This window comes from Pantoea sp. XY16 (assembly GCF_025153065.1).
GTDB lineage: Bacteria > Pseudomonadota > Gammaproteobacteria > Enterobacterales > Enterobacteriaceae > Pantoea > Pantoea alfalfae.
In genome coordinates this window covers 165,608-192,292 of the sequence record NZ_JANZNP010000005.1, presented here as the reverse complement: position 1 = coordinate 192,292, position 26,685 = coordinate 165,608, and the positions used below count along the sequence as shown (strand labels likewise).

The 26,685-nt window shown below is 51.9% G+C and carries 25 protein-coding genes and 5 pseudogenes; 20 read left to right on the top strand and 10 right to left on the bottom strand.

The genetic code is table 11. The features are described 5' to 3' along the window. The first annotated feature begins 290 nt into the window (after nt 1–290). The 3 genes from N1689_RS08655 (at nt 291) to N1689_RS08645 (ending at nt 4,369) form a co-directional block, all read left to right on the top strand. Entirely contained in the window at nt 291–1,862 is a 1,572-nt protein-coding gene (locus tag N1689_RS08655; protein WP_260058589.1) for a methyl-accepting chemotaxis protein, read from the top strand. 415 nt (nt 1,863–2,277) lie between these two features. Continuing rightward, nucleotides 2,278–2,826 carry a GNAT family N-acetyltransferase gene (locus N1689_RS08650; RefSeq protein ID WP_161736483.1) on the top strand — a complete coding sequence of 183 codons (549 nt, stop codon included), beginning with the start codon at nt 2,278–2,280 and terminating at the stop codon, nt 2,824–2,826. A gap of 118 nt (nt 2,827–2,944) precedes the next feature. Then, nucleotides 2,945–4,369: a trehalose-6-phosphate synthase gene (locus tag N1689_RS08645; protein WP_161736484.1), complete on the top strand. Its 1,425-nt coding sequence runs from the start codon at nt 2,945–2,947 to the stop codon at nt 4,367–4,369. A gap of 266 nt (nt 4,370–4,635) precedes the next feature. Here the strand turns inward: N1689_RS08645 and N1689_RS08640 are convergent, their stop codons facing one another. After that, nucleotides 4,636–5,847, bottom strand: coding sequence for an MFS transporter (locus N1689_RS08640; RefSeq protein WP_260058587.1), 1,212 nt, complete (start codon nt 5,845–5,847; stop codon nt 4,636–4,638). 167 nt (nt 5,848–6,014) lie between these two features. Here N1689_RS08640 and N1689_RS08635 point away from each other — a divergent pair, with 167 nt between their 5' ends. Next, a complete protein-coding gene (locus tag N1689_RS08635) occupies nt 6,015–6,635 on the top strand; it encodes a TetR/AcrR family transcriptional regulator (protein ID WP_222925779.1) in 621 nt (206 codons plus the stop codon). Between the two features lie 336 nt (nt 6,636–6,971). Here the strand turns inward: N1689_RS08635 and N1689_RS08630 are convergent, their stop codons facing one another. Next, nucleotides 6,972–8,933, bottom strand: coding sequence for a sigma-54-dependent Fis family transcriptional regulator (locus tag N1689_RS08630; RefSeq protein ID WP_371876257.1), 1,962 nt, complete (start codon nt 8,931–8,933; stop codon nt 6,972–6,974). A 185-nt stretch (nt 8,934–9,118) separates the two neighbouring features. Between N1689_RS08630 and N1689_RS08625 the strand changes: the two genes are divergently transcribed. The 4 genes from N1689_RS08625 (at nt 9,119) to N1689_RS08610 (ending at nt 13,383) form a co-directional block, all read left to right on the top strand. Beyond that, nucleotides 9,119–10,567 (top strand): sugar porter family MFS transporter, encoded by a 1,449-nt coding sequence (locus tag N1689_RS08625; protein WP_260058586.1) that lies wholly within the window; start codon nt 9,119–9,121, stop codon nt 10,565–10,567. 12 nt (nt 10,568–10,579) lie between these two features. Continuing rightward, complete coding sequence (locus N1689_RS08620; RefSeq protein ID WP_260058584.1) at nt 10,580–11,593, top strand: Gfo/Idh/MocA family oxidoreductase; 1,014 nt, start codon at nt 10,580–10,582, stop codon at nt 11,591–11,593. Continuing rightward, nucleotides 11,593–12,372, top strand: a complete 780-nt coding sequence (locus N1689_RS08615; RefSeq protein ID WP_161736490.1) for a TIM barrel protein — start codon at nt 11,593–11,595, stop codon at nt 12,370–12,372. Before N1689_RS08620 ends, N1689_RS08615 begins: the two co-directional genes overlap by 1 nt. 87 nt (nt 12,373–12,459) lie before the next feature. After that, nucleotides 12,460–13,383, top strand: coding sequence for a substrate-binding domain-containing protein (locus tag N1689_RS08610; protein WP_260058580.1), 924 nt, complete (start codon nt 12,460–12,462; stop codon nt 13,381–13,383). A 319-nt stretch (nt 13,384–13,702) separates the two neighbouring features. On the opposite strand, the gene N1689_RS08605 is transcribed toward N1689_RS08610, so the two are convergent. After that, nucleotides 13,703–14,050, bottom strand: coding sequence for a hypothetical protein (locus N1689_RS08605; RefSeq protein ID WP_161736492.1), 348 nt, complete (start codon nt 14,048–14,050; stop codon nt 13,703–13,705). A 693-nt stretch (nt 14,051–14,743) separates the two neighbouring features. On the opposite strand from N1689_RS08605, the gene cybB reads away from it, so the two are divergent. Next, nucleotides 14,744–15,268 (top strand): cytochrome b561, encoded by a 525-nt coding sequence (gene cybB / locus N1689_RS08600; RefSeq protein WP_260058578.1) that lies wholly within the window; start codon nt 14,744–14,746, stop codon nt 15,266–15,268. Between the two features lie 124 nt (nt 15,269–15,392). After that, a pseudogene (locus N1689_RS08595) lies at nt 15,393–15,704 on the top strand (DUF3147 family protein). Nucleotides 15,705–15,797: 93 nt separating this feature from the next. On the opposite strand, the gene N1689_RS08590 reads toward N1689_RS08595, so the two are convergent. Continuing rightward, a complete protein-coding gene (locus N1689_RS08590; RefSeq protein WP_013196355.1) occupies nt 15,798–16,001 on the bottom strand; it encodes a hypothetical protein in 204 nt (67 codons plus the stop codon). A gap of 302 nt (nt 16,002–16,303) precedes the next feature. On the opposite strand from N1689_RS08590, the pseudogene N1689_RS08585 reads away from it, so the two are divergent. Beyond that, nucleotides 16,304–16,777: pseudogene (locus tag N1689_RS08585) on the top strand (LysR family transcriptional regulator); the annotation flags it as partial. Here the strand turns inward: N1689_RS08585 and N1689_RS08580 are convergent. Then, nucleotides 16,767–17,067: pseudogene (locus N1689_RS08580) on the bottom strand (LysR family transcriptional regulator); the annotation flags it as partial. The pseudogenes N1689_RS08585 and N1689_RS08580 sit on opposite strands and share 11 nt — an antisense overlap. On the opposite strand from N1689_RS08580, the gene N1689_RS08575 reads away from it, so the two are divergent. The 3 genes and pseudogenes from N1689_RS08575 to N1689_RS08565 form a co-directional block, all read left to right on the top strand. Continuing rightward, nucleotides 17,066–17,551, top strand: coding sequence for a cupin domain-containing protein (locus tag N1689_RS08575; RefSeq protein ID WP_260058576.1), 486 nt, complete (start codon nt 17,066–17,068; stop codon nt 17,549–17,551). The pseudogene N1689_RS08580 and the gene N1689_RS08575 sit on opposite strands and share 2 nt — an antisense overlap. Continuing rightward, nucleotides 17,520–17,918: a carboxymuconolactone decarboxylase family protein gene (locus N1689_RS08570; protein ID WP_260058574.1), complete on the top strand. Its 399-nt coding sequence runs from the start codon at nt 17,520–17,522 to the stop codon at nt 17,916–17,918. Before N1689_RS08575 ends, N1689_RS08570 begins: the two co-directional genes overlap by 32 nt. A 72-nt stretch (nt 17,919–17,990) precedes the next feature. After that, nucleotides 17,991–18,107, top strand: a pseudogene (locus N1689_RS08565) (alpha/beta hydrolase); the annotation flags it as partial. 218 nt (nt 18,108–18,325) lie between these two features. Here N1689_RS08565 and N1689_RS08560 read toward each other — a convergent pair. Further along, entirely contained in the window at nt 18,326–18,532 is a 207-nt protein-coding gene (locus N1689_RS08560; RefSeq protein WP_222925786.1) for a hypothetical protein, read from the bottom strand. 585 nt (nt 18,533–19,117) lie between these two features. Between N1689_RS08560 and N1689_RS08555 the strand changes: the two genes are divergently transcribed. The 4 genes from N1689_RS08555 to fetB all read left to right on the top strand — a co-directional run bounded on the left by N1689_RS08555 (nt 19,118) and on the right by fetB (nt 22,150). Beyond that, complete coding sequence (locus N1689_RS08555) at nt 19,118–19,777, top strand: DUF1345 domain-containing protein (protein WP_161736497.1); 660 nt, start codon at nt 19,118–19,120, stop codon at nt 19,775–19,777. 188 nt (nt 19,778–19,965) lie between these two features. After that, nucleotides 19,966–20,454 carry a hypothetical protein gene (locus N1689_RS08550; RefSeq protein WP_222925787.1) on the top strand — a complete coding sequence of 163 codons (489 nt, stop codon included), beginning with the start codon at nt 19,966–19,968 and terminating at the stop codon, nt 20,452–20,454. A 261-nt stretch (nt 20,455–20,715) separates the two neighbouring features. Next, nucleotides 20,716–21,384 carry an iron efflux ABC transporter ATP-binding subunit FetA gene (gene fetA / locus N1689_RS08545; RefSeq protein WP_260058573.1) on the top strand — a complete coding sequence of 223 codons (669 nt, stop codon included), beginning with the start codon at nt 20,716–20,718 and terminating at the stop codon, nt 21,382–21,384. Next, entirely contained in the window at nt 21,371–22,150 is a 780-nt protein-coding gene (fetB, locus tag N1689_RS08540) for an iron efflux ABC transporter permease subunit FetB (protein ID WP_161736938.1), read from the top strand. The genes fetA and fetB overlap by 14 nt, the downstream gene beginning before the upstream one ends. Nucleotides 22,151–22,552: 402 nt before the next feature. Here the strand turns inward: fetB and N1689_RS08535 are convergent, their stop codons facing one another. Further along, nucleotides 22,553–23,065, bottom strand: a complete 513-nt coding sequence (locus N1689_RS08535) for a hypothetical protein (RefSeq protein ID WP_260058571.1) — start codon at nt 23,063–23,065, stop codon at nt 22,553–22,555. A 212-nt stretch (nt 23,066–23,277) separates the two neighbouring features. Here N1689_RS08535 and N1689_RS08530 point away from each other — a divergent pair. Next, nucleotides 23,278–23,589: pseudogene (locus tag N1689_RS08530) on the top strand (hypothetical protein). A gap of 205 nt (nt 23,590–23,794) precedes the next feature. Next, on the top strand, nt 23,795–24,091 hold the full coding sequence (locus tag N1689_RS08525; protein WP_405038674.1) for a hypothetical protein: 297 nt from the start codon (nt 23,795–23,797) through the stop codon (nt 24,089–24,091). A gap of 291 nt (nt 24,092–24,382) precedes the next feature. Here N1689_RS08525 and N1689_RS08520 read toward each other — a convergent pair whose 3' ends face one another. The 3 genes from N1689_RS08520 to N1689_RS08510 form a co-directional block, all read right to left on the bottom strand. Then, nucleotides 24,383–24,607 (bottom strand): hypothetical protein, encoded by a 225-nt coding sequence (locus tag N1689_RS08520; protein WP_161736935.1) that lies wholly within the window; start codon nt 24,605–24,607, stop codon nt 24,383–24,385. 224 nt (nt 24,608–24,831) lie between these two features. Beyond that, on the bottom strand, nt 24,832–25,929 hold the full coding sequence (locus tag N1689_RS08515) for an ATP-binding protein (protein ID WP_260058569.1): 1,098 nt from the start codon (nt 25,927–25,929) through the stop codon (nt 24,832–24,834). Then, the gene (locus tag N1689_RS08510; protein ID WP_260058567.1) at nt 25,926–26,621 is read right to left on the bottom strand and encodes a response regulator; all 696 of its coding nucleotides are present in this window, start codon (nt 26,619–26,621) and stop codon (nt 25,926–25,928) included. The genes N1689_RS08515 and N1689_RS08510 overlap by 4 nt, the downstream gene beginning before the upstream one ends. Nucleotides 26,622–26,685 lie beyond the last annotated feature (64 nt).

Sequence of the window (26,685 nt, the reverse complement as noted above, 5' to 3'; positions counted from 1 at the left end):
GAGCGCCATTCTCACGCTTTCCATACACCTTTTGGGCAAAAACTGCATAATTTACTTCGTAAAAAGAGGTGAAAGATCTTTCACATCTCTGGCGCTCAGTCTTACTAAAACTCACTCTCTTATGGCATCCCTCTTCTACTAATAGTCTCTTCCCCAGAAATTATTGCGCCTCGCATGCTTCCTTACTGCAATTTTCATGCTCGCTGCCGATAAAGACGGAAGGGACCAGCGAGCCACAGGTGCGGAACGTCGGTAATAACTTAATAAATCAGACGTCGGAGTGTTCAGCGATGAGCAACAAAAAAACAAAATTAAGCGTTATGCTCACCGCAGCATTTCTCACTGTCATCTTAGCGGGCGTTTTTGTAACAGGTTTTGCCGGGTTTAAACTTAATACCGCCAGCGAACAGCAGGCGTTGACCCGCGCGCGCCTTGGCGATCTTCAGGCACTTCAAACGCTAAAAGATAACCTGACTCAGCAGGCGCTTCTTTTAGTCTCTGCGGCTGCAGGCACTCAGCCCCAGACAGAAGAAAAACTTAAAACGCAGTTTTTTGTCTTACAGACCACGAATGACAATACCACTGCGCATTTCCGGCAGCTGATCAACGGTGCTAAAAGCATTCCTGGAATTAATCTTGCTGAAGTTGAAGAGGCTTCCACGCAACTCAATAAAATTGAAGTAGCATCAGGTCCGCTTCGTCAGGCTGAGCAGAATGTGTTTACGCCAGATGCTATTGCGTTCCGGGATAAGCTTCGGAGCGAACTGATTCCTGCGCTTACTCAATATCGTATCGCAGTGGACGGCATGGTGAATTATCAGGCGCGGGTTACAGGTAAAACGGCGGAAACCTCAACGCAGGCGCTCTCGGGTGTTTATGTAACGCTGGCGTTTCTGACGACCCTGTTTGTCATTTTGGGGTTTGTGATGAGTGGCCTGATTACCCGCTGGCTCAAGGTTCAACTGGGTGGCGAACCTTCTCATGCGCAGGGCCTGGCCGCCGCGATTGCTGCAGGGGATCTGACAACGACGGTGACACTTCGTCAGGGGGATACCGTCAGCATGATGGCGTCCCTGGATAGCATGCAAAATAATCTGCGCAAGTTGGTCTCCCATATCAAAGACTCCTCCGCTTCGGTAGCCATGGCTGCTGATGAAATTTCCCAGGGCAATACCGAACTTTCCTCCCGTACAGAACAGCAGGCTGCCGCGTTACAGGAAACTGCCGCCAGTATCGAACAGCTCACCGTCACGGTAAAAAGCAATGCAGCGGGTGCGCAGCAGACTGCGGACTCTGCACGCGAAACCGCTACCCTGGCGCGGTCGGGCGAGCACGATATGCAGCGGATGTCAGAGACGATGAATGATATTTCCAAAAGCGCAGTGAAAGTCCGGGATATTACTGCCGTTATCGAAGGAATCGCCTTCCAGACCAATATTCTGGCGCTCAACGCTGCGGTAGAAGCCGCTCGTGCGGGCGAACAGGGGCGGGGTTTTGCCGTCGTTGCCGGTGAAGTCAGGACGCTTGCTCAGCGCAGCGCCACGGCTGCCAGAGATATCAAACATCTGATTGAAGAAGCCGTAGCACAGGTTGAAAGTGGTGTTGTTGTCGCAACCGGAACAGGCAAGAGCATCCTTGATATCAATGCTATGGTCGGAAAACTGGCCGACGCGATGGACAACATCTCACTTGCCTCAGCAGAGCAGATGCAGGGCATTTCTCAGGTCAGTATTGCGGTCAATGAGATGGATGGCGTCACGCAGAATAATGCTGCACTGGTTGAGGAATCCTCTTCGGCATCGCAGTCACTTTCAGCCCAGGCACATTCGTTACGTGAAGCAGTGAATGCCTTTCGTCTGTAAGCGTCATGGTTTGAGTGCACACTAATTAAAGCCCTCTGACCGAGGGCTTTTCTCCGTGAGCATATTCAGGGCCGCTCAGAGAACTAAGGATCACGGTTAAGTAGAGTTATGTTCCCCGACGCATTTCCGCCAGCAGCCATTGCCTGAAAGCCTTTAGCGCCTTTTGTTTATGCCCGTTTAAACAGGTTTCTCTGAACAATACTTTTGCTGAGAGAGGCAGATCCAGGCCAGTTCCCGGTTAGCTCACCACCATCCAGCGCTGACTTTCACGCCGTACTCGCCCGCTAATGCCATGGCGGCAGTTGTTTTGCAGCGTTTTTACACTTCACCAGCCTCTTTTTACGCCATTTTTACGGGCCTCCCGGTTTAATTGACGGCACCGGGCGCTTGTGCGCCTCTTATCGGAAAGCCGTGAATGAAATGCATTAATAAGCCCTGGTCCATACCGGGCTGCCGCGAGGCGGCATTAGCCGATCTTGCTGAGCAGCAGCGCCTTCGCCTCATTTCGCCCCGCAAGTGGTTCCGGGATGCTATTGAGGCCAGTACCGATCCGTCACTGCTGAACTATCGCCTGGTTGCGCAATGGCTGGGCACAACGATACCCGACAGCCGCGCGCTGATTCTGGCCCTCAACAACAGCCTGTGCTTCGGGCTTTATCGTAATGGCCGACAAATCGGTTTTGCCCGGGTTGTAACTGACATGGCTGAAACCTGGGTAATCCGGAATCTGTTTATCTCGCCGGAGTATCGCTTTGTCGGGCTTGGATCCTGGCTGCTGCACTGCTGTGTTTCTCATCCGGGCACCAGAGGCTGCCGCCGTATTATTGCAATGGGTGAACCCGTGCCGGATTTTTTTGAGCGTAACGGATTCATCGCCTTTCCCTCACTGCCTGGCGTCTGGGTGACGACTCTGCACGATGGGATTAATGATTCAATCTGCGCCAGAAGCGCCAGCAGGCATTAAGCGGACAGGGCGCGCACTCATGAGCGGTTTTCTCCAGTTTATCCTCCGACCTCAGCTTAACAGCCGCAGGCTGCCAGGCTTGATCGCCTGTCCACAGCCTTCAATCAGGGAACACACCATGTCAGGCCTTATCCTTGTTTCTCATAATCAATCGCAACGCTCGACGCTTACTGCAGTTTATGACGGGATACTCTCCCGGCTGGGCGGCCTCTGGATTAGCTGGAATGGTGAAAGCACGGTTATCTCTCAGGATGCGTCAAGAGCCGATGTTGCGAAGCAGCACGATCGGTATGAAACCGTGACCTTCCCCTATACGCCGGGCGAGCTTAATGAGGGATACCATAATTACATTCATAAAGGGCTATGGCCTGTTTTCCACCAGCGTCCGGACATGGCCCGTTTTTCCACCAATGGTTTTCAGGAATATAAAAACATTAATAAAGCCTATGCGCGGGCCATCTGTGAAAATGCCACACCAGACGATGTTATCTGGATTCAGGATTATCACCTGCTGGGCTGTGCCCGCTACATCCGCGAAGAGGGCCTGCCCAATTCAGTCGGCATCTTTCTGCATCAGCCTTTCCCGGCTGGCAGAATGTTTGAAACCATACCCGAGTGGCGCTGGTTTACAGAGTCGCTGTTGTGTTGTGACCTGATTGGCTTTCAGACCGTGCAGGATATGAATAACTTCCTCGTCTGGCTGGAGAGCGAATTCCGGCTGGAATGGCTGGAAGCGCACAGCTTTCGCATTCATGGCCGGATCATCAACGTTGGTGTGTTCCCGGTCGGGATCGACCTCGACGATGTTGAGTCTCTGCGTGAGAGTAACAGCTGCGCCTATATGGAAATGCAGTGCCGCGAAAGTCTGCCCGAAAATAGCGTATTGAGCGGCGGCCATCTTGATGAGAGTTCAGGACTGCCTTATCGAATCAGCACGCTGGAGGTGCTGCTGCGGAGGCATGATTGCTACCAGAAAAATATCACGCTGTTGCAGCTTGCGCCGCCGGCAGCCGGACACGCACATGATGCGTCACAACTCGGTCACGCTCTGGAAGCGCAATGTGGAGAACTCAATGGTGTGCATGGCACCATGAACTGGTATCCGGTGAACTATCTGACTCACGCTTACAGCCGGGAAGAGCAGGCCGGTATCTATCGTGCCTCACGCGTTGCGCTGGTTACGCCGCTCATGGCGGGCATGAGCCTGATGGCCAAAATGTACGTCGCGCTGCAGGACCCGAAAAATCCAGGGGTACTTATCCTGTCGCAGTTTGCCGGTGCCGCCGGGCAGATGGAAGGTGCCATCATCGTCAATCCTTATGATCCTGATGCCATGGCCAGTGCGGTCCATCGCGCCCTGCAGATGCCGTTACACGAACGGCGCTGTCTGCACGCCCGTCTGATGAAAGGCCTGCATATGCACAACAGCCATCACTGGGCTGCGTCATTTTTGCGGATGCTGAACAACGTGCCTGCTGACCCGGAAGCGTTGCCGCCGCCCGCGGCTTTTCCACGACTGAGTAGTAGCCGCGCGAGGTACTAAGTTGTCAGATTTCATAAAAACCAGCACTTCAGTAACCCGATCTTCGGACGTCAAAAAGTGAGCGTCACCGATGACAGCCAAAAGGTGATGTCCTTAGAACTTTTCCTGAAATAAAAGTGACCTGTTTTGTTAGTCCGTTTCAGGCAAGGTTCCTCATCGCAATGCGATGCAGGAACGCCATTTTGCTCAGCATCTTCAGGCGGACATCCGTGTCGCAGATTGCAAAGCAAATTAGAGAAATGTGTGGTTTCAGACAATTTACGCGGCTACGACTTCCCTGAACTGCCTCTGACACCAGGCCTGAAGGCGTGCTTTTTCGCACGCCACGCGATGACAAACGCAACAGCCATAAAGGCCAGAAGCGCCCAGGGGAATGACTCAGCACCGGCATTATTGAGCAGCAGCCCGCCAACGACTCCGCCGCTGGCAATGGCCAGATTCCATGCGGTAGTCACCATCGCCTGAACGACATCGACATAATTGCCCGCCGAGTCGGCAGCGGCCGTCTGCATCTGAGTTGACGCGCCGCCAAACGACCATCCCCAGACGATGACGGCCAGAAAGACGAGAACCTGTTGCCGCATGCCTGCGGCGAGCACCACAGAGACAACCGCCAGGGCCGCAAGGCTGAGCAGAACCAGATTGCGCAGATAGCGATCTACCAGCATTCCGGTAATCCAGATGCCGATAAGTGCCGCAATGCCAAAAACCAGCAGGATAAGTCCGACGTTTGCAGCCAGTCCCGACAGCTGCAGGAACGGGCCAATAAAGGTGTAAAGAATGTTGTGTGCCGTCATCCACAGAAAGATAACCGCCAGAACGGGTGTGACGCCGGGCATCAGGAAAACGTTCCACACAGGGAGGCCACGGCCTGACTGCTGCCCCGGCAGATCAGGAACCACGATCCATGTCCAGATGAACAGAATCACGGCCAGGGCTGCCATGATCCCAAAGGGCACTCTCCATCCTATCAGGCTGCCCAGCCATGCGCCTGCCGGCGTACCTAGCGACAGAGCCACCGGTATGCCAACCATAGCAATAGCCAGTGCGCGACCCTGTAACGCAGCAGGAACGAGGCGGCGTGCATAGCCTGCCAGGATCCCCCATGCCAGTCCGGCTGCCACACCCGACATAAAACGGGCCGCCATCGTCAGCCAGTAACTGGACGAAAGGGTGGTCATGGTATTGAAAATCAGAAAGGTGCCGACGGCAAGCAGCAGAACTTTTTTACGCCGCCATGCACCGGTCAGCACCGTTAACGGGATCGCCGCAAGCAGCGATCCCAGCGCATAAATACTGACCAGCTGGCCCGCCATCACCTGAGTAACACCCAGGCCTTCGCCGATTTCCGGAAGCAGACCTGCCGGTAGTGTCTCTGTCAGGATGGCAATAAAGCCCGTCATGGCAAAGGCCAGCAGGGAAGCCAGAGGCAGACCCCGCTGGGGGGTGGTTTCATGGAATTCTGAAGTGGTGTGCACGTGAGCCCCTTTTTAAATTGTTGATAGCGTGAAAACCCTTGTGGCAAAAAATTTTCTGATTAATGTATCGATTGGTATATATCTGAAGCTATAGACCGGCCTGAGCCTTGTCAAGCACATATGTATCGATTAGTATTTAAATCTGACAGGTAAAAACAGGAGCGGATATGGCTCAGATGGGACGTCCACGGACATTTGATCGTGATGAGGCAATTCGTCAGGCGATGACCCTTTTCTGGCAGTATGGCTACGAGTCCACCTCGCTTGCCATGCTTAAGTCGAACCTTGGTAACGGTATTACCGCACCGAGTTTTTACGCTGCGTTTGGATCAAAAGAGGCGCTGTTTGAGGAGGTGGTTGAATGCTATGCGTCGACTTACGGCCAGGTTAACGATTGCCTGTGGGATGACACGTTTGAGCCTCGCGAAGCTGTCGAACTGGCATTGCGCCGTTCGGCAAAAATGCAGACAGAACCGGGGCATCCCAGCGGCTGCCTGATTGCGCTGTCCGTGAATACCTGTTCACCCGCTAATGATCACATCCGTGAAATTCTGACTGTGCAGCGCGAACGGACAAGGGCGGGATTTTTGCGATGTGTCACGAGAGCGAAAGAGGCGGGACAGCTGGCTGCCAGTACAGACGTGCGGGCGCTGGCGGTAACGCTCCACAGTTTTGAACTCGGCCTGTCAACGGAAGCCCGGGATGGGGCAAGCGGTAAAGAACTGGATGCGGCAGTATCCGCCGTGATGAAAGTCTGGGATGCGAATATCTCTGATGCTAAGAATTGATGAGTAAGATCGTTTTTAGCACGCAGCACGCGTGTAAAAGGTGCAGCTATACAGATGCGTAAAGCCGTTTCCCCCATCGACTTGATCTCCACTTCATTCCGATTATTGGCTATCTCGATGACCTGAGCATCGTGCCATCAGGCATCATGCTGGTGGTGCATCTCATTCCAGCCGAAGTCATGCATGAGCATCGGGAAAGCGCAGTGCCGGCCAGCAGAGGTCCTGTCAGTCGCATAACGGCGGGAGTATTTATCGTGATTTGGGTGATTTGCGGCATTTTGCTGGCCAGCAGCGGGTACGATTTTATGCCGCTAATCAGTCAGGCCATTGCAGAGATTAAGGCATGTTTTTTCTGAAAGCACGGTAATCGATTTCCCAGCCATTCAGCTTGTTGTATAACGCTGTTCGTGAAATGCCCAGCAACTGGGCCGACTGACGCAGATTCCCGTGTTGATCACTTACAACCTGTAAAATATGCATACGCTCAAGATTTTGCAGTGAGGATGGCATATCTTCGGACACATCACTGGGTAAATTCTCCTGCAGCGATTCCGGCAAATCGGATCGGGTAATTTCAAATCCTTCACTCAGGTTAACGACACGCTCAATGACATTTTCGAGTTCGCGCACATTTCCAGGCCAATCCCAGGATTGCAGACATGTCATTGCCTCGGGCGCGACCACCGGTGGAATACGCTTCAGACGCGTGCAGAGTGCCTGAATGAAAATGTTCACCAGTTCCGGAATGTCTTCACGACGATCGCGCAATGGTGGGATTTCCAGTGAAATCACATTCAGACGATAATAGAGATCGCGCCGGAACGCGTTTTTCTCTACGGCTTCAGGTAAGTTGCAGTGGGTTGCTACGATAATGCGCACATTAACTTTCACCGGCTGCGCAGCGCCAATACGCAGCACTTCGCTCTCCTGTAAAACACGCAATAAGCTGGTTTGCGCTTCAAGTGGCATCTCACCAATCTCATCCAAAAAAAGGGTTCCGCCGTCAGCCAGTTCAAATTTGCCCGGTGAACCGCCACGACGTGAACCGGTAAAGGCGCCATCGGCATAGCCAAACAGCTCGCTTTGCACCAGATCACGCGGGAGTGCGCCGCAGTTCAGAGCGATAAAGGCTTCCTGATGGCGTGGACTCGCATTATGAATGGCCTGAGCAAACAACTCTTTACCGGTGCCGCTTTCGCCGCTGAGCAGCACTGTGCTGTCGGTACGGCTGCTGACGCGTGCCTTATGGATCGCCTGCTGCAGGCGTGATGAGTGGCCGCGGATCATTTCAAACGTGTAACTGGCGTTCACACCCATTACACGTCGTGTAATCGCGCGGATACGCTGATTTTCACGCAGTGACAGCACGCGTCCGCCATCCGGAGCGGGCATTAACGATATCAGGCAGGAGAGGGGAGCGAGGCCTGCTGGCCTGAACTGCAGCTCAAGGTCATTACAGAAAGGCATGGTCAGCAGCGATCCGGCCTGCGGTCGCAGCAGTTCATCAATCGGAGTATCGCGTGGTTCCAGCCCGCTGAAAATCTGGCGCGCATAGCGGTTAAGCGTTTTGATGCGTCCCTGTTTATCACAGACAATAACGCCTTCATTCAGCGTCTCCAGAATGGACTGTTGTTCAGCCAGCAGGCGTCGTAACATCAGTTGCTGCCCGACAGCTTCCGCCGCCGCCTGAACCGTACCCAGCGTGTGGGCGTTAAAATTATCCGGCGTGGCGGTCAGGGTCAGCACACCAATCAACTCTCCATTTTCATTGCGGACCGGTGCCGCAGCGCACTGTCGGCGACGTTTGCGCAGATCAAACTTCCAGTTCTCACCGCTCAGCACGTACACCAGCCGCTGTTCAATGAGGCAGCGCGCGGTACAGTTAGTGCCCAATACCTCTTCACGCAGAATACTGCCGACCGGTGTCAGGTCGGCCCCGCAAAAATGGAGCGTTACCCCCTGTGCGTCGGTGAGGTTAATGTGCCCATCCGGATTATAGGCGAGCAAATTTTCCATGATGCTGCGCGCAACAAGAATCAGTTCTGCATTGTTTTCGAGAATTGCCGTCAGCTCACTGGCTGGCGGGGCGGTATAGATAAAGCAGTGCGGATCGATAGCGTACTGCTGCGAACGCTGCCAGGAATGCAGAATAGTTTGTCGCAGCGCAGGTGGCTGTTCGCCTTGAATGAAACGCTGCCAGCTCTGCCATAACAGCGCATCCCAGCCGTCAGCGTCTTCCCTGTCCGGCAGGCTGAAAATTGCTTCGCTCTCATCGCGTAATAACAGTTGCTGACTCACACGCCACCTCACGGGATCAAATGCCCATTTTATGGACATGTTAAGTTGACATGTAAATTTTGTTGCCAATTTGTGAGGTGGGGCTGTGGCAGCGCTCACAAAATTTCCCGGATTTCGGTTGGCATCACCTTTGCAACTGTGGATGCAGTTACCTGAACCAAACAAGCGAAGGGAAATAAGTTGTTATGTGCAAACATAATTTACGGCTGATTCTGTTTATCTGCGCCATTGCTTCACTCAGTGGCGTCATTCTGGGTTATGACGCTTCCGTTATCTCCGGCGTTATCGAGCCGCTGACAGAACATCTGTACTTAACCCCGTGGGAGAGTGGCTGGGCAGTATCGAATGTCATTACTGGCTGCATCGTTGGCGCATGGGGCGTGGGCTTCATTTCAGATCGTATTGGCCGCAAATCAACACTGATCCTCACCGCCATACTTTTTTTGCTCTTCGCAGTAGGTGCTGCGCTGGCGAGTTCTCTGACCGGGTTTGTTCTCTGGCGGCTGACAGGTGGGCTGGCAGTCGGGATGGCATCAGCGATTACGCCGCTTTATATCGCGGAGGTTTCACCGAAAGACTGGCGGGGCCGCATGCTCGGCCTGCAGCAGATGCTGATGATCGGTGGACAGGTAACGGTCTATATCGTGAATTACCTGATTGCACGCGGTATGCCGCATCAGTGGATTGTCAGTGAAGGCTGGCGCTGGATGCTGGCCTCCGGCGTGGTGCCCTGTGCGCTATTCCTGCTGCTGGTGCCATTTATGCCGGAGTCGCCGCGCTGGCTGACGCTGAACGGTAAAAAAGATCGCGCCCTCGACGTGCTGACCCGTCTTTCAAATGCCCGGCACGCCGAGCGACTGTTACAGGAGATCCTGACGTCACATCAGCATGACAACGCCCGGGCCAGCCAGCCCGGCATTCTGCGGGATGCACGGGCACGCTATATCCTGCTGATTGGCTGTGCCATTGCCATTTTGCAGCAGATCTCCGGTATCAACATCCTGCTCTATTACGCGCCGTCACCCTTACAAAACATCACCGGCAGTACCCAGTCTTCCCTGTTTCACAGCATTTTCCCTGGACTTGCGCTGCTGGCTGGCGTGGCCGTTTGTCTGAGTACCATCGATCGTCTGGGCCGGACGCTGCTGCTGCGCTGGGGGGCACTGGGATGTGCGCTCTCTATGGTCTTCACCGCCTGGGCATTTATCGCCGATGCTGGAGGGATGTTGCCAGTGATGGGGCTATTAGCCTTTGTGCTGATATTTGGCCTGTCATGGAGCCTGGGTGCCTGGCTGTTGATCTCTGAAATCTTTCCTAATCGTATCCGCGCCGTAGCGATGGGCTTTGCGTTTGCCTCAATGTACGTCGCGAATTTTATCGTTACGCAAAGCTTCCCGATGATGAACCGCAGCCGGGTGCTGATGGAACACTTTCATGGTGCCTTCCCGCTGATGCTGTGTGCGGTGGGATGTCTTATCGCGTTCTGGTTTGTCCGTCGTTTTTTACCGGAAACCCGCGGCGTTTCACTTGAGCATATTGAGCCGCTGATGCTCTCCAAATCCCGTCGTTTCGCCGCTGATGCGCAACGATCTCATCAACACCTGTCCTCGCCCGCCTGGGCTAAAGCGAAATAATAAGGAGTTTTTATGAACCATCAAACAGTGCGTGTGGGTTTAATTGGCGCAGGCCGCATGGGCAGTTTTCATGCCGAAAATCTGGCCTGGCGCGTGCCTGGCGCCACCCTGGCAGCCGTGGCCGATCCGTTTCCTGGCGCGGCGGAAAAGCTCGCCAGCCGACTTGGGGTCAGCAAAGCGTACAGCGATCTGCATGCGCTGCTGCAGGATGATGAAATTGACGCTATCGCGATTGCGGCTCCTGCCCGGACACATGCAGAGTGGGTGATCGCTGCGGCTAATGCCGGCAAACATGTGTTCTGTGAAAAGCCAATGGCAGTGACGCTGGAGGAGGCCGATCGCGCTATCGCGGCGGCAAAACAGGCCAGCGTGGTGTTACAGGTAGGCTTTAATCGCCGCTTTGATTCCGGCTTTGCTGCGGCGATTGCGGCGGTGAAAAACGGCGAGAATGGTACGACGCAGCTCAGCCGATCGGTAACCCGTGACCCGGGCCTGAACGATCCCGCCCCGATTCCGCAGTGGACAATTTTCCTTGAAACCCTCATTCACGATTTTGACACCCTGCTGCACTTCAATCACGGCGCGAAGCCGGTTGAAGTCTATGCGCTGGCCGATGCACTGGTGCGGCCAGACTTTAAAGATAAAGGCCTGCTGGATACCTCGGTTGTCACTATTCGCTTCGACAACGGCGCCATCGCGATTGCTGAGGCAAACTTTCAGGCGGTGTACGGCTACGACGTGCGTGGCGAGGTTTTTGGCAGCAAAGGCATGCTTCAGGCGGGCCACATCAATGCCAATCACTGCGTGCGTTATACCGCCAGCGGAATTTCGGTCGATACGTCAAGACTGGATTCAGATCTGCTGCGCGAAGCGTACGTGGCAGAAATGAGTGAGTTTGCTCACTGTATCCGCAGCGGTGAAACGCCCCGCGCCACCGGTGAAGACGCGCGAAACGCGCTGGAAATCGCGCTGGCCTGTATCGAATCTGTGCAGCGCAACCTGCCGGTTAAGCTGGGAGCTCGCTGATGGCCGTTTATCAACTTTCCGTATGCGCTGAAATGGTATTTCTGGAACTGCCGTTTGTTGAGCGCGTAAAACGCATTCACGAACTGGGTTTTGGCGTCGAAATCTGGGGATGGGCCAGCAAGGATATCGATGCGCTGGTCGCGACCGGTGCGCGCTTTACCTCTATGACCGGTTATCTGAGCGGTAATCTGACGGATGAGACGGAAATCCAGCAACTGCTGCAAAGCGCTGAAGCGTCGCTGGCCGTAGCAGCACGTCTCGGCTGTCCGGTACTGAATCTGCATGGCACCGGGCTTGACGATCGCGGTCTGCCGGTAAAACCCGTGACAACGGTAACCGGCGCAATGTGGCTGAAGGCCGCCGATACGCTGCGGCAGGTTGCGCTTCTTGGCGAACGAGCCGGACGGGTTTTCACACTCGAGAACCTTAACCTGCCGGTCGATCATCCAGGCACACCCTTTGCCCTGGCGTCTGAGACGCTGGCGCTGGTCGAGGCGATCAATAGCCCGGCGCTGAAGATGAATCTGGATCTCTACCATGCGCAAATTGGCGAAGGCAATCTGATTGAACTGCTGCGGCGCTGCGGTTCCGCCATCGGAGAAATTCAGGTTGCCGATGTACCTGGCCGCCAGCAGCCGGGCACCGGGGAGATCAATTACCGTGCTATCGCCCGAACGCTGCAGGAGATGGGTTACAGCGGCACAGTGGCTATGGAGGGCTGGGCCAGTGGCGATAGTACAGCGGCTATCCAGCAGTTCCGCGATCACTTTACGTTGTAAGCGCAGTGCGTCGGATATCTGCCTGTTGCCCGACGCAAAATAAAGTTAATGAAAACAATAACAACCTCAACCCTACAGGAACACACTATGAACATCAGAAACCTCCTTCTTTGCCTATGCGTCCTGCTGTTTAGTGTCAGTGGCAACGCCAAAACCCTTACCGTTGGCGTCGCACTGGCTAACTTCGACCTTAACTTTGTCTCTATACTTCGTACCCGCATGCAACAGGAGCTGAAAGCCAGCCAGCTCAACAGCCAGTTTGTCGATGCCAAAGGTGATGTCGCGCTGCAGGTGCAGCAGGTAGATGACTTTATCAACCAGGGCGTAGACGCCATTATTCTTAATCCGGTCGATACCCAGGGCGTCTTGCCGATGATTAATGCGGCAAAAAAGGCCGGTATTCCGCTGGTTTTTGTGAACCGAAAACCGGAAGTGAAATTGCCCGAAAACATGGCGTATGTCGGCTCTGATTCGGCGCTGGGCGGCGAAATGCAGATGGAAGCACTGGCAAAAAAAATGAACTACACAGGCAATGTGGCCATTCTTATGGGGGCGCTGTCGAATGAAGAGGCTCGGGAACGTACCCGCGCGGTAGAAGCCGTTATCAGCAAATATAAGAACATGAAAGTCATTGAGAAGCAGACGGCGAAATGGCAGCGCAATGAAGCGGTAGATGTCGTGTCAGGCTGGCTGCTGAATCAGCGTCCGATTGATGCCATCGCCGCAAATAACGATGAGATGGCAATCGGTGCCATCATGGCGTTAAACCAGGCGAAGAATGAAAAAATTCTCGTGGCCGGTATCGACGGAACACCGGACGGTCAGCAGTTCATTAAAAACGGCAAGATGGCGCTGACTATTTTTCAGGATGCCAGAGGACAGGCCACAGGTGCGGTCCAGGTGACCAAAGCGCTGCTGGATAAGAAGAAAGTTGAGACGCTTAACTGGGTGCCTTATCAGCTGATTACACCCGAAAATTACCTGACGTTTTCTGCTGAGCATGCCGGGTAGTTTTTCATCCAACGTAGCTGTACACCTTTGGTGCTGACGAGAACTTAATCACTCTTTATAACCAAAATCATGATGCGCGCGAGTTCAGAACGCTTTCAGTAAAATGGGGGAAAACGGATTGTAATAAGCGCGCATATAGTCTTTGTTTGCGGTTCCCGTATTTATTTGCACTTATTTATCTCTGATAGCATTGCTGATCAGATTTGGTCTTCTATGAATATTTCCCACAGTGCTTCAACAGCCCAGGACATTCTTGCCGCGTGTCTGAACAGCCTGAGCTCCAGGGGAACTCAACGCGCGCGCTCCTTATTAGCCTGATTTACAATCCCACCAGCGTAATATGTTTTTTCAGTGTCAGCGCTTTATATAACGCGTTCGCCAGGCTGCCTGACGCTATTTCAGGGTGAGCACCGTCTGAATCGGTCCAGAATGATTTAATACGCAGTAGGGTATTAATGCTGGTGACGCGCTCCATCTCAAGCACAGCCAGCACAGGGTAGCGCATTTCGCCAAGTTGCTCTGTTGTATCTGCCTCGATCACCGCGGCGCGGGACGCCTGACTATCAAAGATAACGTGGCATCGTGCGCCGTTCAGGTTGAGTATGTCGATAACTTCGTAAAGGCACTCAACAGCCTCTGCACTGTAGGTTGCGGGTACGTTAAACATAGCAAATCCCTCTGACGCAAAATGTCGTGAGCAGCCAGCATAGGCGAACTCTAATGAGAGGAGAAGTTACTGTTTTTGCATGAGAAATGTAGAGTTCTAAGGTTACGGTAACGCGCGTTATTTTTACTCTTATTTACGCTGGTACTAAAGTTAAGCGAGGCGCAAGCGGGTCATGGCGGCAGGGCGCGGATTTGACTTAAAGAAACATTCGCACAGGGCGGGCTAATCGTTCCAGTGCGGAGTGTATTTATGGCGGCACGCAGCGCGTCAGCTGCATGCTTTCGCCATTTTACAGGATGAACATCAGGTTAAGTTTAAGATTTATCGCTGTGTTAAATCATAAACTTCTTATACCCACAGCGCTGAATGTTAAAGGCGTAATGAACTAAAAAGCCTGATTAGCCTTAGGGATTAACGGGATATTCATACGCATGAAATTGCTCAGTGGGCCTGCAGGACAAGAGGAAATCGAATGCTGAGCGCCGCAGGCAATATGTCAGCGGCAGGCACTCTTAACCACAGGCTATCTCTGTGGCACGTAGCTGATCCTGCGTTGCGTTTGAGGCAGATTGGTCCTTATCAGCCTGTATCATTAAGCCGTGTGGCCTGTCATAACGCGCCAGTAATCGCTTAATAAACATCTAATAAATAACTGGTATAGTGATGCAAAAAAATAGTGACGGAAGTTTATCTATGCTGAAGAAATACCGGGGTTCGCAAATTCTTTTCCACTGGCTGACGGTTTTACTGATTATCGTCGCCTATGCCACCATCGAACTGCGCTGGATGGCAGAGAAGGGAACCTGGCAGCGAAATGCAGTGATGATCACCCACTTTTCCGCAGGCTTCTGTGTCATGATCCTGATGATAGCCCGCCTCTGGCTGCGTACCCGTGCTGTAACGCCGCCGATTACGCCGCCCGTGGCACGCTGGCAGATCGGTCTTTCACATCTGGTGCACACACTGATTTATGCGCTGTTTGTGGTCTTACCGATTCTCGGGCTGAGCTCGCGTTACCTGCGTGGCAAAGAGTGGGCCCTGTTTGGGATCAATATGCCTGTGGCGACATCGCCCGATCCTGCCACGGCCAGTATGCTGATTGGCTGGCACGAGACTCTTGCCCGGCTGGGATACTGGTTAATCGGTCTGCATGCGCTGGCGGCGCTGTTCCATCACTATTTTCTGAAAGATGACACGCTGCGCAGGATGGTGCCGTAACTGCGTCTGCTGACATCCCGGAGCGGGACGATTGTAAACGGTCCGGCACTCAGGTGTCGGATGAACAGGAATATTGAGAACAATCAGGCTCTGGCTGATATCGAAATATGCTATCACGGCTTTTATGGTCGTGCTGATTTCAGAAGCGGCTAAACGTAGCGATCGCCTGGGCGGCTTACTTGCGGCCTGACCTCTGGTTACCGTGCTAATGCTTATCTGGATGAAGGTAGAAGGACAGACCCAGGCAAAAATTAGTGCTCATGCCTGGTACACCTTCTGGTATGTGGTGCCGATACTGCCCATGTTTATTCTGTTCCCTTTTCTCTATCAGCGCACCGGCTTCTGGCTGACGCTGCTCATCTCCTGCGCTATCACTCTCCTGCTTTTCGCACTCTGGGCTTTGCTTCTGAAACGCTGTGGTATCGTGCTGATGTAGCGCTAAAGCCGCTAAGGTAAGCAAGTCGTCCTTATTCCATGCAAGCAGGCTAAAAACCGCCTCAGAGGGCGGTTAATAGCGTCTTACCGTGCGCTAAGCGGGCCGGACTCTGGCCTTTGTTGGATGCCCGTCACGCCCGTCATCATGGGTGTGGTCCGGGTCAGGCTCAATGATAACAATATAATCTTTGCCAACCCCGTCGCGCGTTAACGTCACTAAATCGCCGGCAACAGGTTTGGAATCAAAATCATGTTCCTCTTCGACGCCAGTATCTTCAAATATCACACCGAATTTCATATTTCCGTCCTCTTTATGATGAGTCGCGCCGTTAACTCGGTTTTATACTGACGCTTACCTATTGAATTCTAGCCTGGACTGAAAATGCCACTGAGCTCATTGGATTAGCGTGTCGCGATCTGGAGTGTAAAAACGGGTGGGAGTCAGGAGACGCAAGGCCACCCGACGGTCACGTTATGCCGTCATTAATGCCAGGGGCTTCGCGATTTTTCACTGTGGCTGATTTGCCTGACTCTCTTTATGATGGATTTTTCCCGGGTGATTATCGGGAACGATCAACGACTTAGGGAAGTACTCTTGCTATGACCTTATTAAATGACCTCGATCTGCGTCAGCTGGAAGCCTTCCCGGCCGTAATTTCTGCGGACAGCGTCACTGCGGCGGCCAAAGCACGAAACCGCTCGCAGCCCGCCGTCTCTCGCCTGATTCAGGAATTAGAGCAGTCGCTGGGTTATCCGCTGTTTATTCGCAATGGCCCGCGTATCCATCCGTCAGAAGAGGCGTTGCAACTGCATCAGTATGTGCAGAAAGCGCGGCTGTCATTGCACCAGATTCGCTTACGCGCACAGGCGATCGCGCATCAGCAGCATCGTCCACTCAGCATTGCTGCGACGCCCGCACTGGCTGCTGGTTTATTGCCGCAGGCACTGGCTGCGCTGAATGTGCAGAATAAAGTACAAATCATCAGTGAATCCGCCGTACAGACGGCGCATGCGGTGATCACCGCAGAGGCTGTCATCAGATTATGCAGCTCGCTGCTGGAGCATCACGCGGTCGGATGCCGGCATCAAACTGCTGCCACAATATCCGTCAGCGAATAATCGACACTCAGTTCTATCTGAATGTCCGGAAAGCGTTTCAGCAGAGGCTTTAGTCGGGGCCAGAGAATGGAATCAATAGCGTGATCGTGCGCGGTCAGGATTTGAGCTGTCATTGTTGCATGCCCTGCACATAAGCATTCAGTTTTACCTGGCTTATCAACCAATCCTGCCAGGCCTACACTTAAAAAGTGCCGGGCGTGATGTCCGCGTCCGGCTTTTCCAGCTCTGGAAAACGGATCCTGCATGAAGAGACTTGCCGTTGCTGCAGTGTCCCTGGCACTGTCTGTTTCAGTCACCTACGCAAAGGAGATCACCCCGATGATTACGATTATGCAAAGCGGAGCAAAACCCTCCGTAAAAGGTTCGCCAGACTATTTCACCGGAACGGTTCGTATCGATTCCCCTTTTCAGGGCACTGAGCCTGCGCGTATCGGCGGGGCTACCGTGACGTTCGAGCCTTCTGCCCGCACGGCCTGGCATACGCATCCGCTTGGTCAGACGCTGATCGTGACGGCTGGTGCTGGCCTGGTGCAGGAGTGGGGTGGTCCCGTGCGTGAAATCCGGCCCGGCGACGTGGTGTGGATACCGACCGGCGTTAAGCACTGGCACGGGGCCGCACCGGAGACTGCCATGACCCATATTGCCATCGCCGAAGCCCAGGACGGCAAGGGCGTTGACTGGATGGAGCAGGTCACGGATGAGCAGTACGCCTCAGCAGACAGGTCATGAACGTAACCTGATGAAACGGGGTCTCTGCTCCGTTGTCGTGCTGTGCGCTGCGCTGGCTGGAAAGGCGGTCAGCGGCCCCCTGTTCGGGTTTGCTCCGGCTGCCGACGCGTATCTGAAGACGTATCTTTTCGGTGATATTTTCAATCGCAACAACCTGGACTTGAAAAGCCGCGAGCTGGCTACCGTAGGGATGCTGGCCGCCATGTCCGGCACTGAGCCGCAGCTGAAAGCGCACCTGAATATGAGCATGAATGTCGGAGTCACGCCGTCTCAGCTTGCTGAACTGGTGGCTTTCTTTATGGAGAATGACGAGCAGGCAAGCGCTGACCGGCTGCAGGCCGCTCTCGATTCAGTCCCTGCCGGTTAAGTTCTTCCGTGTTACAGACATTTTGTTTTTGTCCGGATCCCCGGCCGGAAAGTGTTACAGGCGGTGTTACGCCGGCCAAAAGAATTGCTGATCGTGAAGGATGCAACGCATGTCGATTTATACGATCGTATGGGTAAAATTCCATTTGCGAAGATGACCGACTTCTTCAATCAATACCTGAGTAAGTAATCAGTGAGGCATGCAGTGTCTGCATGCCTTCACCACCGGGAATTAGCATCAACACCGGTCTCTTTTCTGCCCTCTGAAAAGGTCCTGCCGACAGTTACGGCAAAAACATGCAGCCTGACATGACAACGATGACCTTACGGATAACGGGCAAGGCACCCTGTCGGGTTAAGGACAGAGATGTGATCAGTGCTAATTTGAGCATGTCTCACTCAGGAATATCAGCTAATACGCTGACTCTGCTCACGGCGATACTTATGATAATCCTCGTCGCATTCAGCTGAGCAAAAAGCCGTTTCGGCCACGACAGCTTCATCTTTGCACCAGACGCATAAACCGTTGGGACTTATAAGTTTGGTCTTACGGGCTGCCAGAGAAGCGGCGAGATGCGCTTCTTCGCGCTCCTGGGCCAGATCAACATCATCCATAAAATTTCAGAGCCTCATCAACTTTCAAGGATTAAAACACAAACCGTTATGTACAGAGAACGCGTTTGTGTAAACGAATACGTAATTATACAGCAAATCAGACTCATACTTAATCACAGCGCTATATTTCCAACATCTTACACTGACTTTCAGAATTATCAGGAAACAGTACGCCTGAGCCCGCCATTTCTTACTTACTTCCATTAGAGGAAAATATTAATAGCTTCTGCTGAGCCAGCTGGCTTCACAGAAATAATGTTTCAGAGATGACTGTTAAAGCATTCAGTATTTTATTTGCGAGTTGACTCACTGATTCCGGATTATTAATTGTTGTGTAACTATGCAAATAGCCTGAAAGAGTCGCTTAAAAAGCGCGTCAGAGACAACGCTATAATTTATTGATCTCAGCATCAGGTGACGACTGTCTGCATAACACTTTGCGCTGACCTGTTTGACACTTTTCATGATTCAGCATTGAACCCACACCGGTACATTAAAAGTGTAAGAATTAATGCTTAGTGCATGATTTTCACCTGATTTTAACTACAGTTGTTATCACTCCGATTAAACCACCATGGTTTTACGATGCCGACATCTTTAACCTCCACGCTTTATGCTCGTTTGAGACTGCTGATCTCCATCACTGCCGGACTGATCTGTTATTTTCTGCTCTCTGATCATCCCGGGCAGATGCAGCGGTTACTGATTAGCTGGAATGTCTGGGCCTGGCTCTATCTTGGTATTCTCTGGTTTCGCATGCTGCGTACCGATGCAACGGGCATCAGGCGCATTGCTCAACAGCAGGATCAGAGTGCTGCACTGGTGCTGGGCATTGTGATCGTGGCCTGTATCGTCAGCATTGTGGCCATACTGAGTGAACTCCCCACGCTTAAAGGTCTCACCGGCACGCCGAGACTGCTGCATTTATTGCTGACGGCACTGACCCTGATTGCATCCTGGGCCATGTTACCCAGCGCCTTTGCGATGCATTATGCCCATCAGCACTATCTTTACCGGGATAACAGCGTGAGTCCGCTGAGATTTCCGGATAAAACAAAAAATCCTGGCTACTGGGATTTTCTCTACTTTTCATTCACCATTGCGGTTGCCTCGCAAACGGCGGACGTCGCCACCGGAACAACAGAGATGCGTAAGCTGACGTTATTGCAGTCTGTTATCTCATTTATTTTTAACCTGGCTATTTTGGGTTTATCGGTCAATGTCGGCGCCAGTTTGCTTAATTAGGCTGTTGTCATCAATCGACAGCCGGGCAACGTTTATCCGACGTGAGCTTCTGAAATAATCTGGTCACCTGTCGTGATTATAACAATGTGTAATAAGGTGTTAGCTGCCTCTTCACCAGACACCCGCTGCCGTGTAAGTTCGTGGGTGATTTACGCTATTGGCCCCCAAATCCGATAAGGAGGAATAGAGTGAAAGCCACCGCCATGATCACTACAAGCCTGTTAATGCTGATGAGCAGTGCTCACGCTAAAGGTCTGACGACATCAGCAGAAGGTAACAAGCTTTCCGTCAGCTTTGGTCAGCCCACCATCAAACAGGTTCTGCACTATCGAAAAATGTATGACAAAAAACCATTTCCGGATGCGGAGATTTATTACTACGATAACGGCACCTATAAGATCATTTCTCAGGGTGAAAACCATTACGGCGTTTATGTCATGCAGGGCAGGTTTGAGGATGAAACCTTCACCGTACGCTTTATCTCACTGCCTTCATCCGACTGGGGCAATAAAACGGCCTTTCACCAGTTAACCTTTATCAGAAATGAAAAGCAGAACGTTTTTATTCAGAACGCGATTGTGGATACCGGCGAGGCTATCGCGCAGCAGAACGGCACCTATACGCAGGAAAAAAACAGCGTAACCAATCCGGTTTCAACAAGCTGGGAAAAAAAATAAGTCTCGCCTGGCATGTCTGTCACGCTTCCAGTTTTGACCGGCTGCAACATGGCCGGTCACAATTGTTCATCAAAAGATGAACAGCCGCAGCGTAATGCCCTATGCTTTTCCTCTCAGTAGATGCCCCTGATGCGCTATTCCGGTTGTGCTTAAGGGCAGGGAAGTACACTACCGGTAATCAGTCTGTGAGTCATAACGCCCGCTTTTTACGGATACTAAACTCCAGTCATTCTGAATTTTGTCAGGCCCCGAGGCGTAAATATGGACAGAGCTTTGCCCCTGCTGGCTGTGCAGGATGTGACTTTTTCGGTTGGGGACCGCCAGTTACTGCGACCGGTATCTTTGCAGTTAAATCAGGGCGATTATGTGTTACTGACCGGTCCATCCGGCAGCGGAAAAAGCACGCTTCTGAAAATCCTTGCTTCACTTATTACCCCAACGACAGGTCAAATCCTTTTCAGGAACAGTGACATCACCACGCTAAAAGCCGAGACCTATCGTCAGCAGGTTTCGTACTGTTTTCAGACGCCACAACTGTTCGGCCAGACAGTTTATGACAATCTTGCGCTGCCCTGGGAGATTCGCCGTCAGAATCCACAGCGGGACAAGCTCGTTGCTGCGCTGGAAAGCGTTAAACTTTCTCCTGACATGCTGGAAAAATCGGTTGAACAACTTTCAGGCGGAGAAAAGCAGCGTGTCGGACTGCTCCGCAATCTGCAGTTTATGCCTGACGTAATGTTACTGGATGAAGTGACCAGCGCCCTTGATGAGGAGAACAGGCTGGCTGTACTTTCACTGATTAACCGGATCGTAGCTGAAGAAAAGGTGGCCGTGGTACGGATCAGTCATGATGTCAGCGATATTCAGCAGGCCGGGCACGTGCTGCGCCTTGAACCGTCAGAGAAGGAAAACGAGCGTGAATCAGCATAATATCAGTGACACTTCGCTGTTGCTGTCACTGACGCTGGTCGTCATCGCGCTGTTGATCAGCCAGAAAGAAAAACTTGGCATGGGCAAAGATATTGTCTGGAGTGTTTGTCGGGCGATTGTTCAGCTGGTCATCGTCGGCTTTGTGCTGAAGTCGATTTTTGATGTCAATAACCGCTGGCTGACAGTATTGATGGTGCTGTTTATCTGCGTGAATGCCGCGATTAACGCCCGCAAACGCAGTCAGAATATTGATAACGCGTTTGCGATAGCGCTTGTTTCAATCTTCAGCGGCACCGTCATAACACTGACGATTCTGGTACTGAGCGGCGCGATAGCGTTTGTGCCGATGCAGGTCATTCCCATTACAGGCATGATCGCCGGGAATGCCATGGTTGCAGTGGGGCTCTGTTTCAGCAACCTGAATCAGCGCTTCAGTGACAACCACCAGAAAATTATGGAGATGTTGAGCCTGGGTGCATCGGTGAAGCTCGCCTCAGGCCGGATTATTGCTGACAGCATTCGCACAGCGATGATCCCGACAGTGGATGCAGCCAAAACCGTCGGACTGGTCAGCCTGCCCGGCATGATGTCCGGACTGATTTTCGCCGGAATCGATCCGCTCAAGGCGATTAAGTATCAGATTATGGTGACGTTCATGCTGATAGGCACCGCCAGCCTGTCAACCATCATCGCCGTCTGGTTATCCTATCGACGTTTCTATAATGCCAGGGCGCAGCTGAAGATATCGGGTACAAAGCAGAATTAATCGTGCTGATGGCTGTGGTAAATATTGCAGTCATTGAATACATCATTTTTTAAAATCAGAATTAAACATTTAAGCGTGCGGATGTGATCAGGACTATGGGAGATATTGGTTGCCTCCGTTTACCCGGTTAAGATTGCTTTTATAAAGGACAGGGATTCTCCCGAAATGCTGAACTAATCGCGCTGGGTCAGCCATTAAAATTAGTTACATCATACATAATGCCGTGCTTTCAGGAGCGTTCCAGGCGACATACCAGGCGGCTATATCGCCTGGAAGTAAGTCAGACGTCTGTAAACAGGGTTTAGCAGCCTGCCAAATTTAGTACTGTAGTGAAAATTATCTGGCCCGATTTACCCGCCTGCGGTCGTCTTTTCGGGGCGAGGAATAGAGACGGATTGCGTCTCAATCTTTAAGAACTGAGTTAACAATGGTCATGCCTGCCGCAGTACTACGTTTGGTAACACTAAGCATTCCTCCACCAAAATAATTGCCCGCAGGTTCGCACACTTTAATCCGTCTTTGCAGATCTGGATCGTTAACATCTACGCCAGAACAACTGTTACGACTGCCAGCCGAAAACTCGCTATATGCCGTATAGGTGCTGATGGTACCCGGAAGTAGCCAGACTAGGGTGGTGAGCAGCATGTAACCTAAAAAGATAACCATCAGAACGGCACCTGCGAAAAGCCTGATGTTATTCATCATGCCTTTCACAGGCTCCCCCTTACCCCATTTTTTTATGATCAAAAAAACAGACAGTCCCAGAGGGAGAACGGCGCACCATAGTGCTTTAAGTACGGGTTGTGCCAGAAAGGTAGTGCGGTCGATTTCATTGAGCCACACAAAAAAAGTAAATATGCAGCCCAAAGCACTAGTGATTATCAGCGCCAGACGAGGTGTCGAACAGGAATTCATCTGTAACTCGCTCCATGAGTCAGTTTTAAGCAGTACGAGTCACGAGAATAACGGCGCGACTGGCACATTCTCTGAACCTGCAGGTAGTAAGGTGGGGCATGGATCAGGCGAAATTATTTTGCGGTTAAAGATTATCATGCTGCTCTTACCATAGACAAAGAGCATGGACTTTTTTTATGTTTTAAATCGTTCCACAACATGAGGAGAGCGAAATGATTGTCAGAACATGGCACGGATGCGTACCGCTCAGGCATGCAGAGGGCTTTGCGACTCACCTGCAAAAGACCGGTGTAGAACATTCAGAAGGGACACCGGGAAATCTGGGAGCCTGAGTGCGCAGGGAAACGCAGGGTGAATGGGAGCATTTTTTTCTTGCTACATACTGGGAAAACGTCGAGGCGATTAAAGCCTTTGCAGGCGAAAAGTATCAGATTGCCGTGACATATCCGGATGATGAGCAGTTTGAACTGCTCTCCGATCCCTACGTTTTTCAGCATGAGGTGCAGAAAGTAATGCCTTTATAATTATTTCCCCGCTGCCGCCCGGCGGCGGCTTATGTCTGATTCAGCAAATTTTCTCAGAAGACGTATTGGCCTGGTTCAGTAAAATCAGTCACTTTCCCCCCGGGCGAAGAACATCCCTCCGGGTTGACAATCTTTAGCCTTTTATTCAGAGGATCGCCCGATTTTATTCTGCGTTAACGTAACCTCCTCACTTCTGGAGGAAATCATGAATAACAGAAAAATCGTCTTTTCTCTGTGTATGGGCATGATGATTTTTTGGGTTAGCGCATCTGAAGGTAAAACATCTAAGCAAACCGATGATCAGATTCGCCAGCTCATCATAGAGGATTCAATCGACTCATACCCGGGTGTTTGTGCATGCCCCTTTAACTCCGCACGTAACGGCAGTAGCTGTGGCAGGCGCAGCGCATGGAGCAAGCAGGGCGGATATGCACCGATTTGTTATAAAAAAGAAGTCTCAAAGGAGCGAATTGAAGAGTGGCGTAATAGCCACGACGCTTAGGCCGTCGAGCGAATACATCTCAGGGAAGGAAATAACGTAATAGTCAGCTAAGAACATACCTGAATAGCCGGTTATGGTTTAAGTCTGCTACTGTTATTTTTTAACGAGTCAGTATAAAAAGAATATTGCCGGTCAACGTGGCTCCTTTTACACCTGATAAATCTGAAAGATAATATCCCGCAAACTGTCAAACCTCTTATCTGCTATTTTATAAAAAAATTAGTCTTACGCGATTGCCGGACAACAGCGTGTCCGGCAATCAGCTATTTTACATCAGAACCAAAGCTCAGCTTAATTCTGCGCCGGCTGATTTTTCTCGGCCTCTTTCTGTTTTTTCTTCGCCATATGGTGACCGACTGCGCAACCGGCTGCGGCCCCGGCAACACCATGATGATGAGCAACATGACCTGCCACGCCGCCGACTGCGGCTCCTTTCAGACATCCTTCGGCGTTAGCCTGTAAATTCACAGACAAAAACAGACCGGTAGCCATAACAATAACTGATAATTTTTTCATCTTTTTATATCCTGATAGTCATAGTTGCAGGTTGAACTCCGCTGAGCATAGCCAGGCTTTGAGATGTTACGCTCGCCAGGATACACGAATCACGAAGTTAGTTACCTGTCGTTACGCTTTTAGGGCAATGACCAGGGCAATGACAAATGCAGGTGATGCATTATTAATCATGAAGTCAGGCTGGCATCATTTTCAGATGGGATATAAGCGAGAAATGATGCGCATCAGGATAAGATGACGGGGTTGAGCACAGGTTGACTTGTTTTAGCATCGGGCAGCCAGAAAGAGAATCGCGTGCCGTTTAATTTGTTTTTTTCGCAGCAGACTTTTCCACCATGGGCCAGCACGATGGCTTTTACAACCGCCAGACCCAAGCCTGTCCCGCCACTCAGGCGGGAACGGGAATCATCGGTGCGCACAAACGCATCCCATATCGTCCTGGCAAAATCCTGATCGATTCCCGGCCCCTCATCGTCTATGTGCACAGCGACGCCTGCTGCATCCTGCTCACAGGAAATCATGACAACGCCCGGGATGGAATAACGGCGGGCATTTTCCAGAAAGGCCAGCATCACCTGTCGGAAGCGTAAAGCATCGCATTCAATAATAGCCGGATTCACTTTCAGCACGAGTGAGTGGTGACTGGCTTTGAAATCCTCTTTCACCAGTTCAGCTAACGATTCAATCTCACTTTTAATATTCACTCGCTCATAGTGAATATGCAGATGTCCCGACTGCGCCAGACTCAGGGTTCTGAGATCCTCAATTAACCGCGTCAGACCATCAGTCTGATGAATCAGATTAACGAAGAGCTTATGATCGGGCGCAAATATGCCGTCCGCTAAGCCTTGAAGTCTCCCACGCAATATCGTCACCGGGGTTCTTAACTCATGAGCGATAGCGGCGTTCCAGGTCCGGCTATCATTTGACAGGGTTTCCAGTGTTTCCGCCATGCGGTTGAAGTCTTTGACCAGCGCATTAATCTCGCCAATTTCTATGGCACCTTGACTGGCTCGCGCGCTTAAATCCCCTTCAGCCACGCGTTTTGCACTGTGAGTCAGCGACTCCAGCGGAACGATCATCTGGCGCGCAAAGCGGGCAGAAAAAAACACCGAGACGGCTATCGTTAACAGCGTCGACACCAGCGTGGTAATCCAGTCGCCGGTTGTCCCCATGTCTAAGTCGAGTGGCAACAGCTGACCTGAAAATAATCCGATAACGGTCGGGTAAAGTGAATAGGTGGCAAAGGAGGTCAGAAAAGAGTAGATCGTGACTTTGACGATGAGCCAGTTCAGTTGCCCGCTAAGACCACGTTGCTTCATTTACTCTCTCCCAGGCGATATCCGAAGCCTCTCACATTCTGCAGCAGTCCTGACGCACCCGCATCATCGAGTTTCTTGCGTAATTTACTGATATGGCTGTCAACAGTTCGCGGTAATGTGTCACCTTCCGGAAAACACGCTTCCAGCAGTTCATCCCGGCTAAATACCCGGCTGGGTTCGCGCACGAACTGGGTGATTAGCCTGAACTCGGTTGTTGTCAGGCGTGAGGCAATATCCACCCCGTCAGGTTTAACAACAACGCTGTGCTGCTGTAGGTTAATGGAAAGCGATCGGGTCGAGTAAATATCTTTCGAGCGTGTGATAACCTGGGTACGTCTTAACACGGCCTGGACTCGTGCCACCACCTCAGCAGGATTAAACGGCTTAACGACGTAATCATCGGCTCCGATGCGTAATGCAGAAAGTTTATCCACATCATCGTCATTAGCCGTGAGCATAATAACCGGGATATTTCCCCGGCGACGCACTTCGGCCAGGACCTGCCAGCCGTCCATAATCGGCATACGGACATCCAGTACGATCAAATCAGGTGAGGATGTTGCACAAAACGCTAATGCTAACGCTCCGTTTTCCGCATGGCTTACCGTCAAACCTGCATTCTGCAGATAGGCAGTTAATATGGCGGCTATTTCGACATCATCTTCGACAATTAAAATCACGCTGCTATTCATCCTTATCCTGTCATCGATCTGAATCGGCCCGGACGGCGGCTCAGCGCTTATTCTGAAGAGCGCC

What these genes read in the sequence shown, in the direction of transcription:
- N1689_RS08620 (WP_260058584.1), top strand. Translation starts at nt 10,580, where the DNA reads ATGAACCATCAAACAGTGCGTGTGGGTTTAATTGGCGCAGGCCGCATG.
- N1689_RS08570 (WP_260058574.1), top strand. Translation starts at nt 17,520, where the DNA reads ATGAGCAGTACGCCTCAGCAGACAGGTCATGAACGTAACCTGATGAAA.
- N1689_RS08635 (WP_222925779.1), top strand. Translation starts at nt 6,015, where the DNA reads ATGGCTCAGATGGGACGTCCACGGACATTTGATCGTGATGAGGCAATT.
- N1689_RS08555 (WP_161736497.1), top strand. Translation starts at nt 19,118, where the DNA reads ATGCCGACATCTTTAACCTCCACGCTTTATGCTCGTTTGAGACTGCTG.
- N1689_RS08590 (WP_013196355.1), bottom strand. Translation starts at nt 16,001, where the DNA reads ATGAAATTCGGTGTGATATTTGAAGATACTGGCGTCGAAGAGGAACAT.
- fetA (WP_260058573.1), top strand. Translation starts at nt 20,716, where the DNA reads ATGGACAGAGCTTTGCCCCTGCTGGCTGTGCAGGATGTGACTTTTTCG.
- N1689_RS08515 (WP_260058569.1), bottom strand. Translation starts at nt 25,929, where the DNA reads ATGAAGCAACGTGGTCTTAGCGGGCAACTGAACTGGCTCATCGTCAAA.
- N1689_RS08650 (WP_161736483.1), top strand. Translation starts at nt 2,278, where the DNA reads ATGAAATGCATTAATAAGCCCTGGTCCATACCGGGCTGCCGCGAGGCG.
- N1689_RS08655 (WP_260058589.1), top strand. Translation starts at nt 291, where the DNA reads ATGAGCAACAAAAAAACAAAATTAAGCGTTATGCTCACCGCAGCATTT.
- N1689_RS08510 (WP_260058567.1), bottom strand. Translation starts at nt 26,621, where the DNA reads ATGAATAGCAGCGTGATTTTAATTGTCGAAGATGATGTCGAAATAGCC.
- N1689_RS08625 (WP_260058586.1), top strand. Translation starts at nt 9,119, where the DNA reads ATGTGCAAACATAATTTACGGCTGATTCTGTTTATCTGCGCCATTGCT.
- N1689_RS08520 (WP_161736935.1), bottom strand. Translation starts at nt 24,607, where the DNA reads ATGAAAAAATTATCAGTTATTGTTATGGCTACCGGTCTGTTTTTGTCT.
- N1689_RS08560 (WP_222925786.1), bottom strand. Translation starts at nt 18,532, where the DNA reads ATGGATGATGTTGATCTGGCCCAGGAGCGCGAAGAAGCGCATCTCGCC.
- N1689_RS08610 (WP_260058580.1), top strand. Translation starts at nt 12,460, where the DNA reads ATGAACATCAGAAACCTCCTTCTTTGCCTATGCGTCCTGCTGTTTAGT.
- N1689_RS08535 (WP_260058571.1), bottom strand. Translation starts at nt 23,065, where the DNA reads ATGAATTCCTGTTCGACACCTCGTCTGGCGCTGATAATCACTAGTGCT.
- cybB (WP_260058578.1), top strand. Translation starts at nt 14,744, where the DNA reads ATGCTGAAGAAATACCGGGGTTCGCAAATTCTTTTCCACTGGCTGACG.
- N1689_RS08575 (WP_260058576.1), top strand. Translation starts at nt 17,066, where the DNA reads ATGAAGAGACTTGCCGTTGCTGCAGTGTCCCTGGCACTGTCTGTTTCA.
- N1689_RS08525 (WP_405038674.1), top strand. Translation starts at nt 23,795, where the DNA reads ATGAATAACAGAAAAATCGTCTTTTCTCTGTGTATGGGCATGATGATT.
- N1689_RS08605 (WP_161736492.1), bottom strand. Translation starts at nt 14,050, where the DNA reads ATGTTTAACGTACCCGCAACCTACAGTGCAGAGGCTGTTGAGTGCCTT.
- N1689_RS08645 (WP_161736484.1), top strand. Translation starts at nt 2,945, where the DNA reads ATGTCAGGCCTTATCCTTGTTTCTCATAATCAATCGCAACGCTCGACG.
- N1689_RS08615 (WP_161736490.1), top strand. Translation starts at nt 11,593, where the DNA reads ATGGCCGTTTATCAACTTTCCGTATGCGCTGAAATGGTATTTCTGGAA.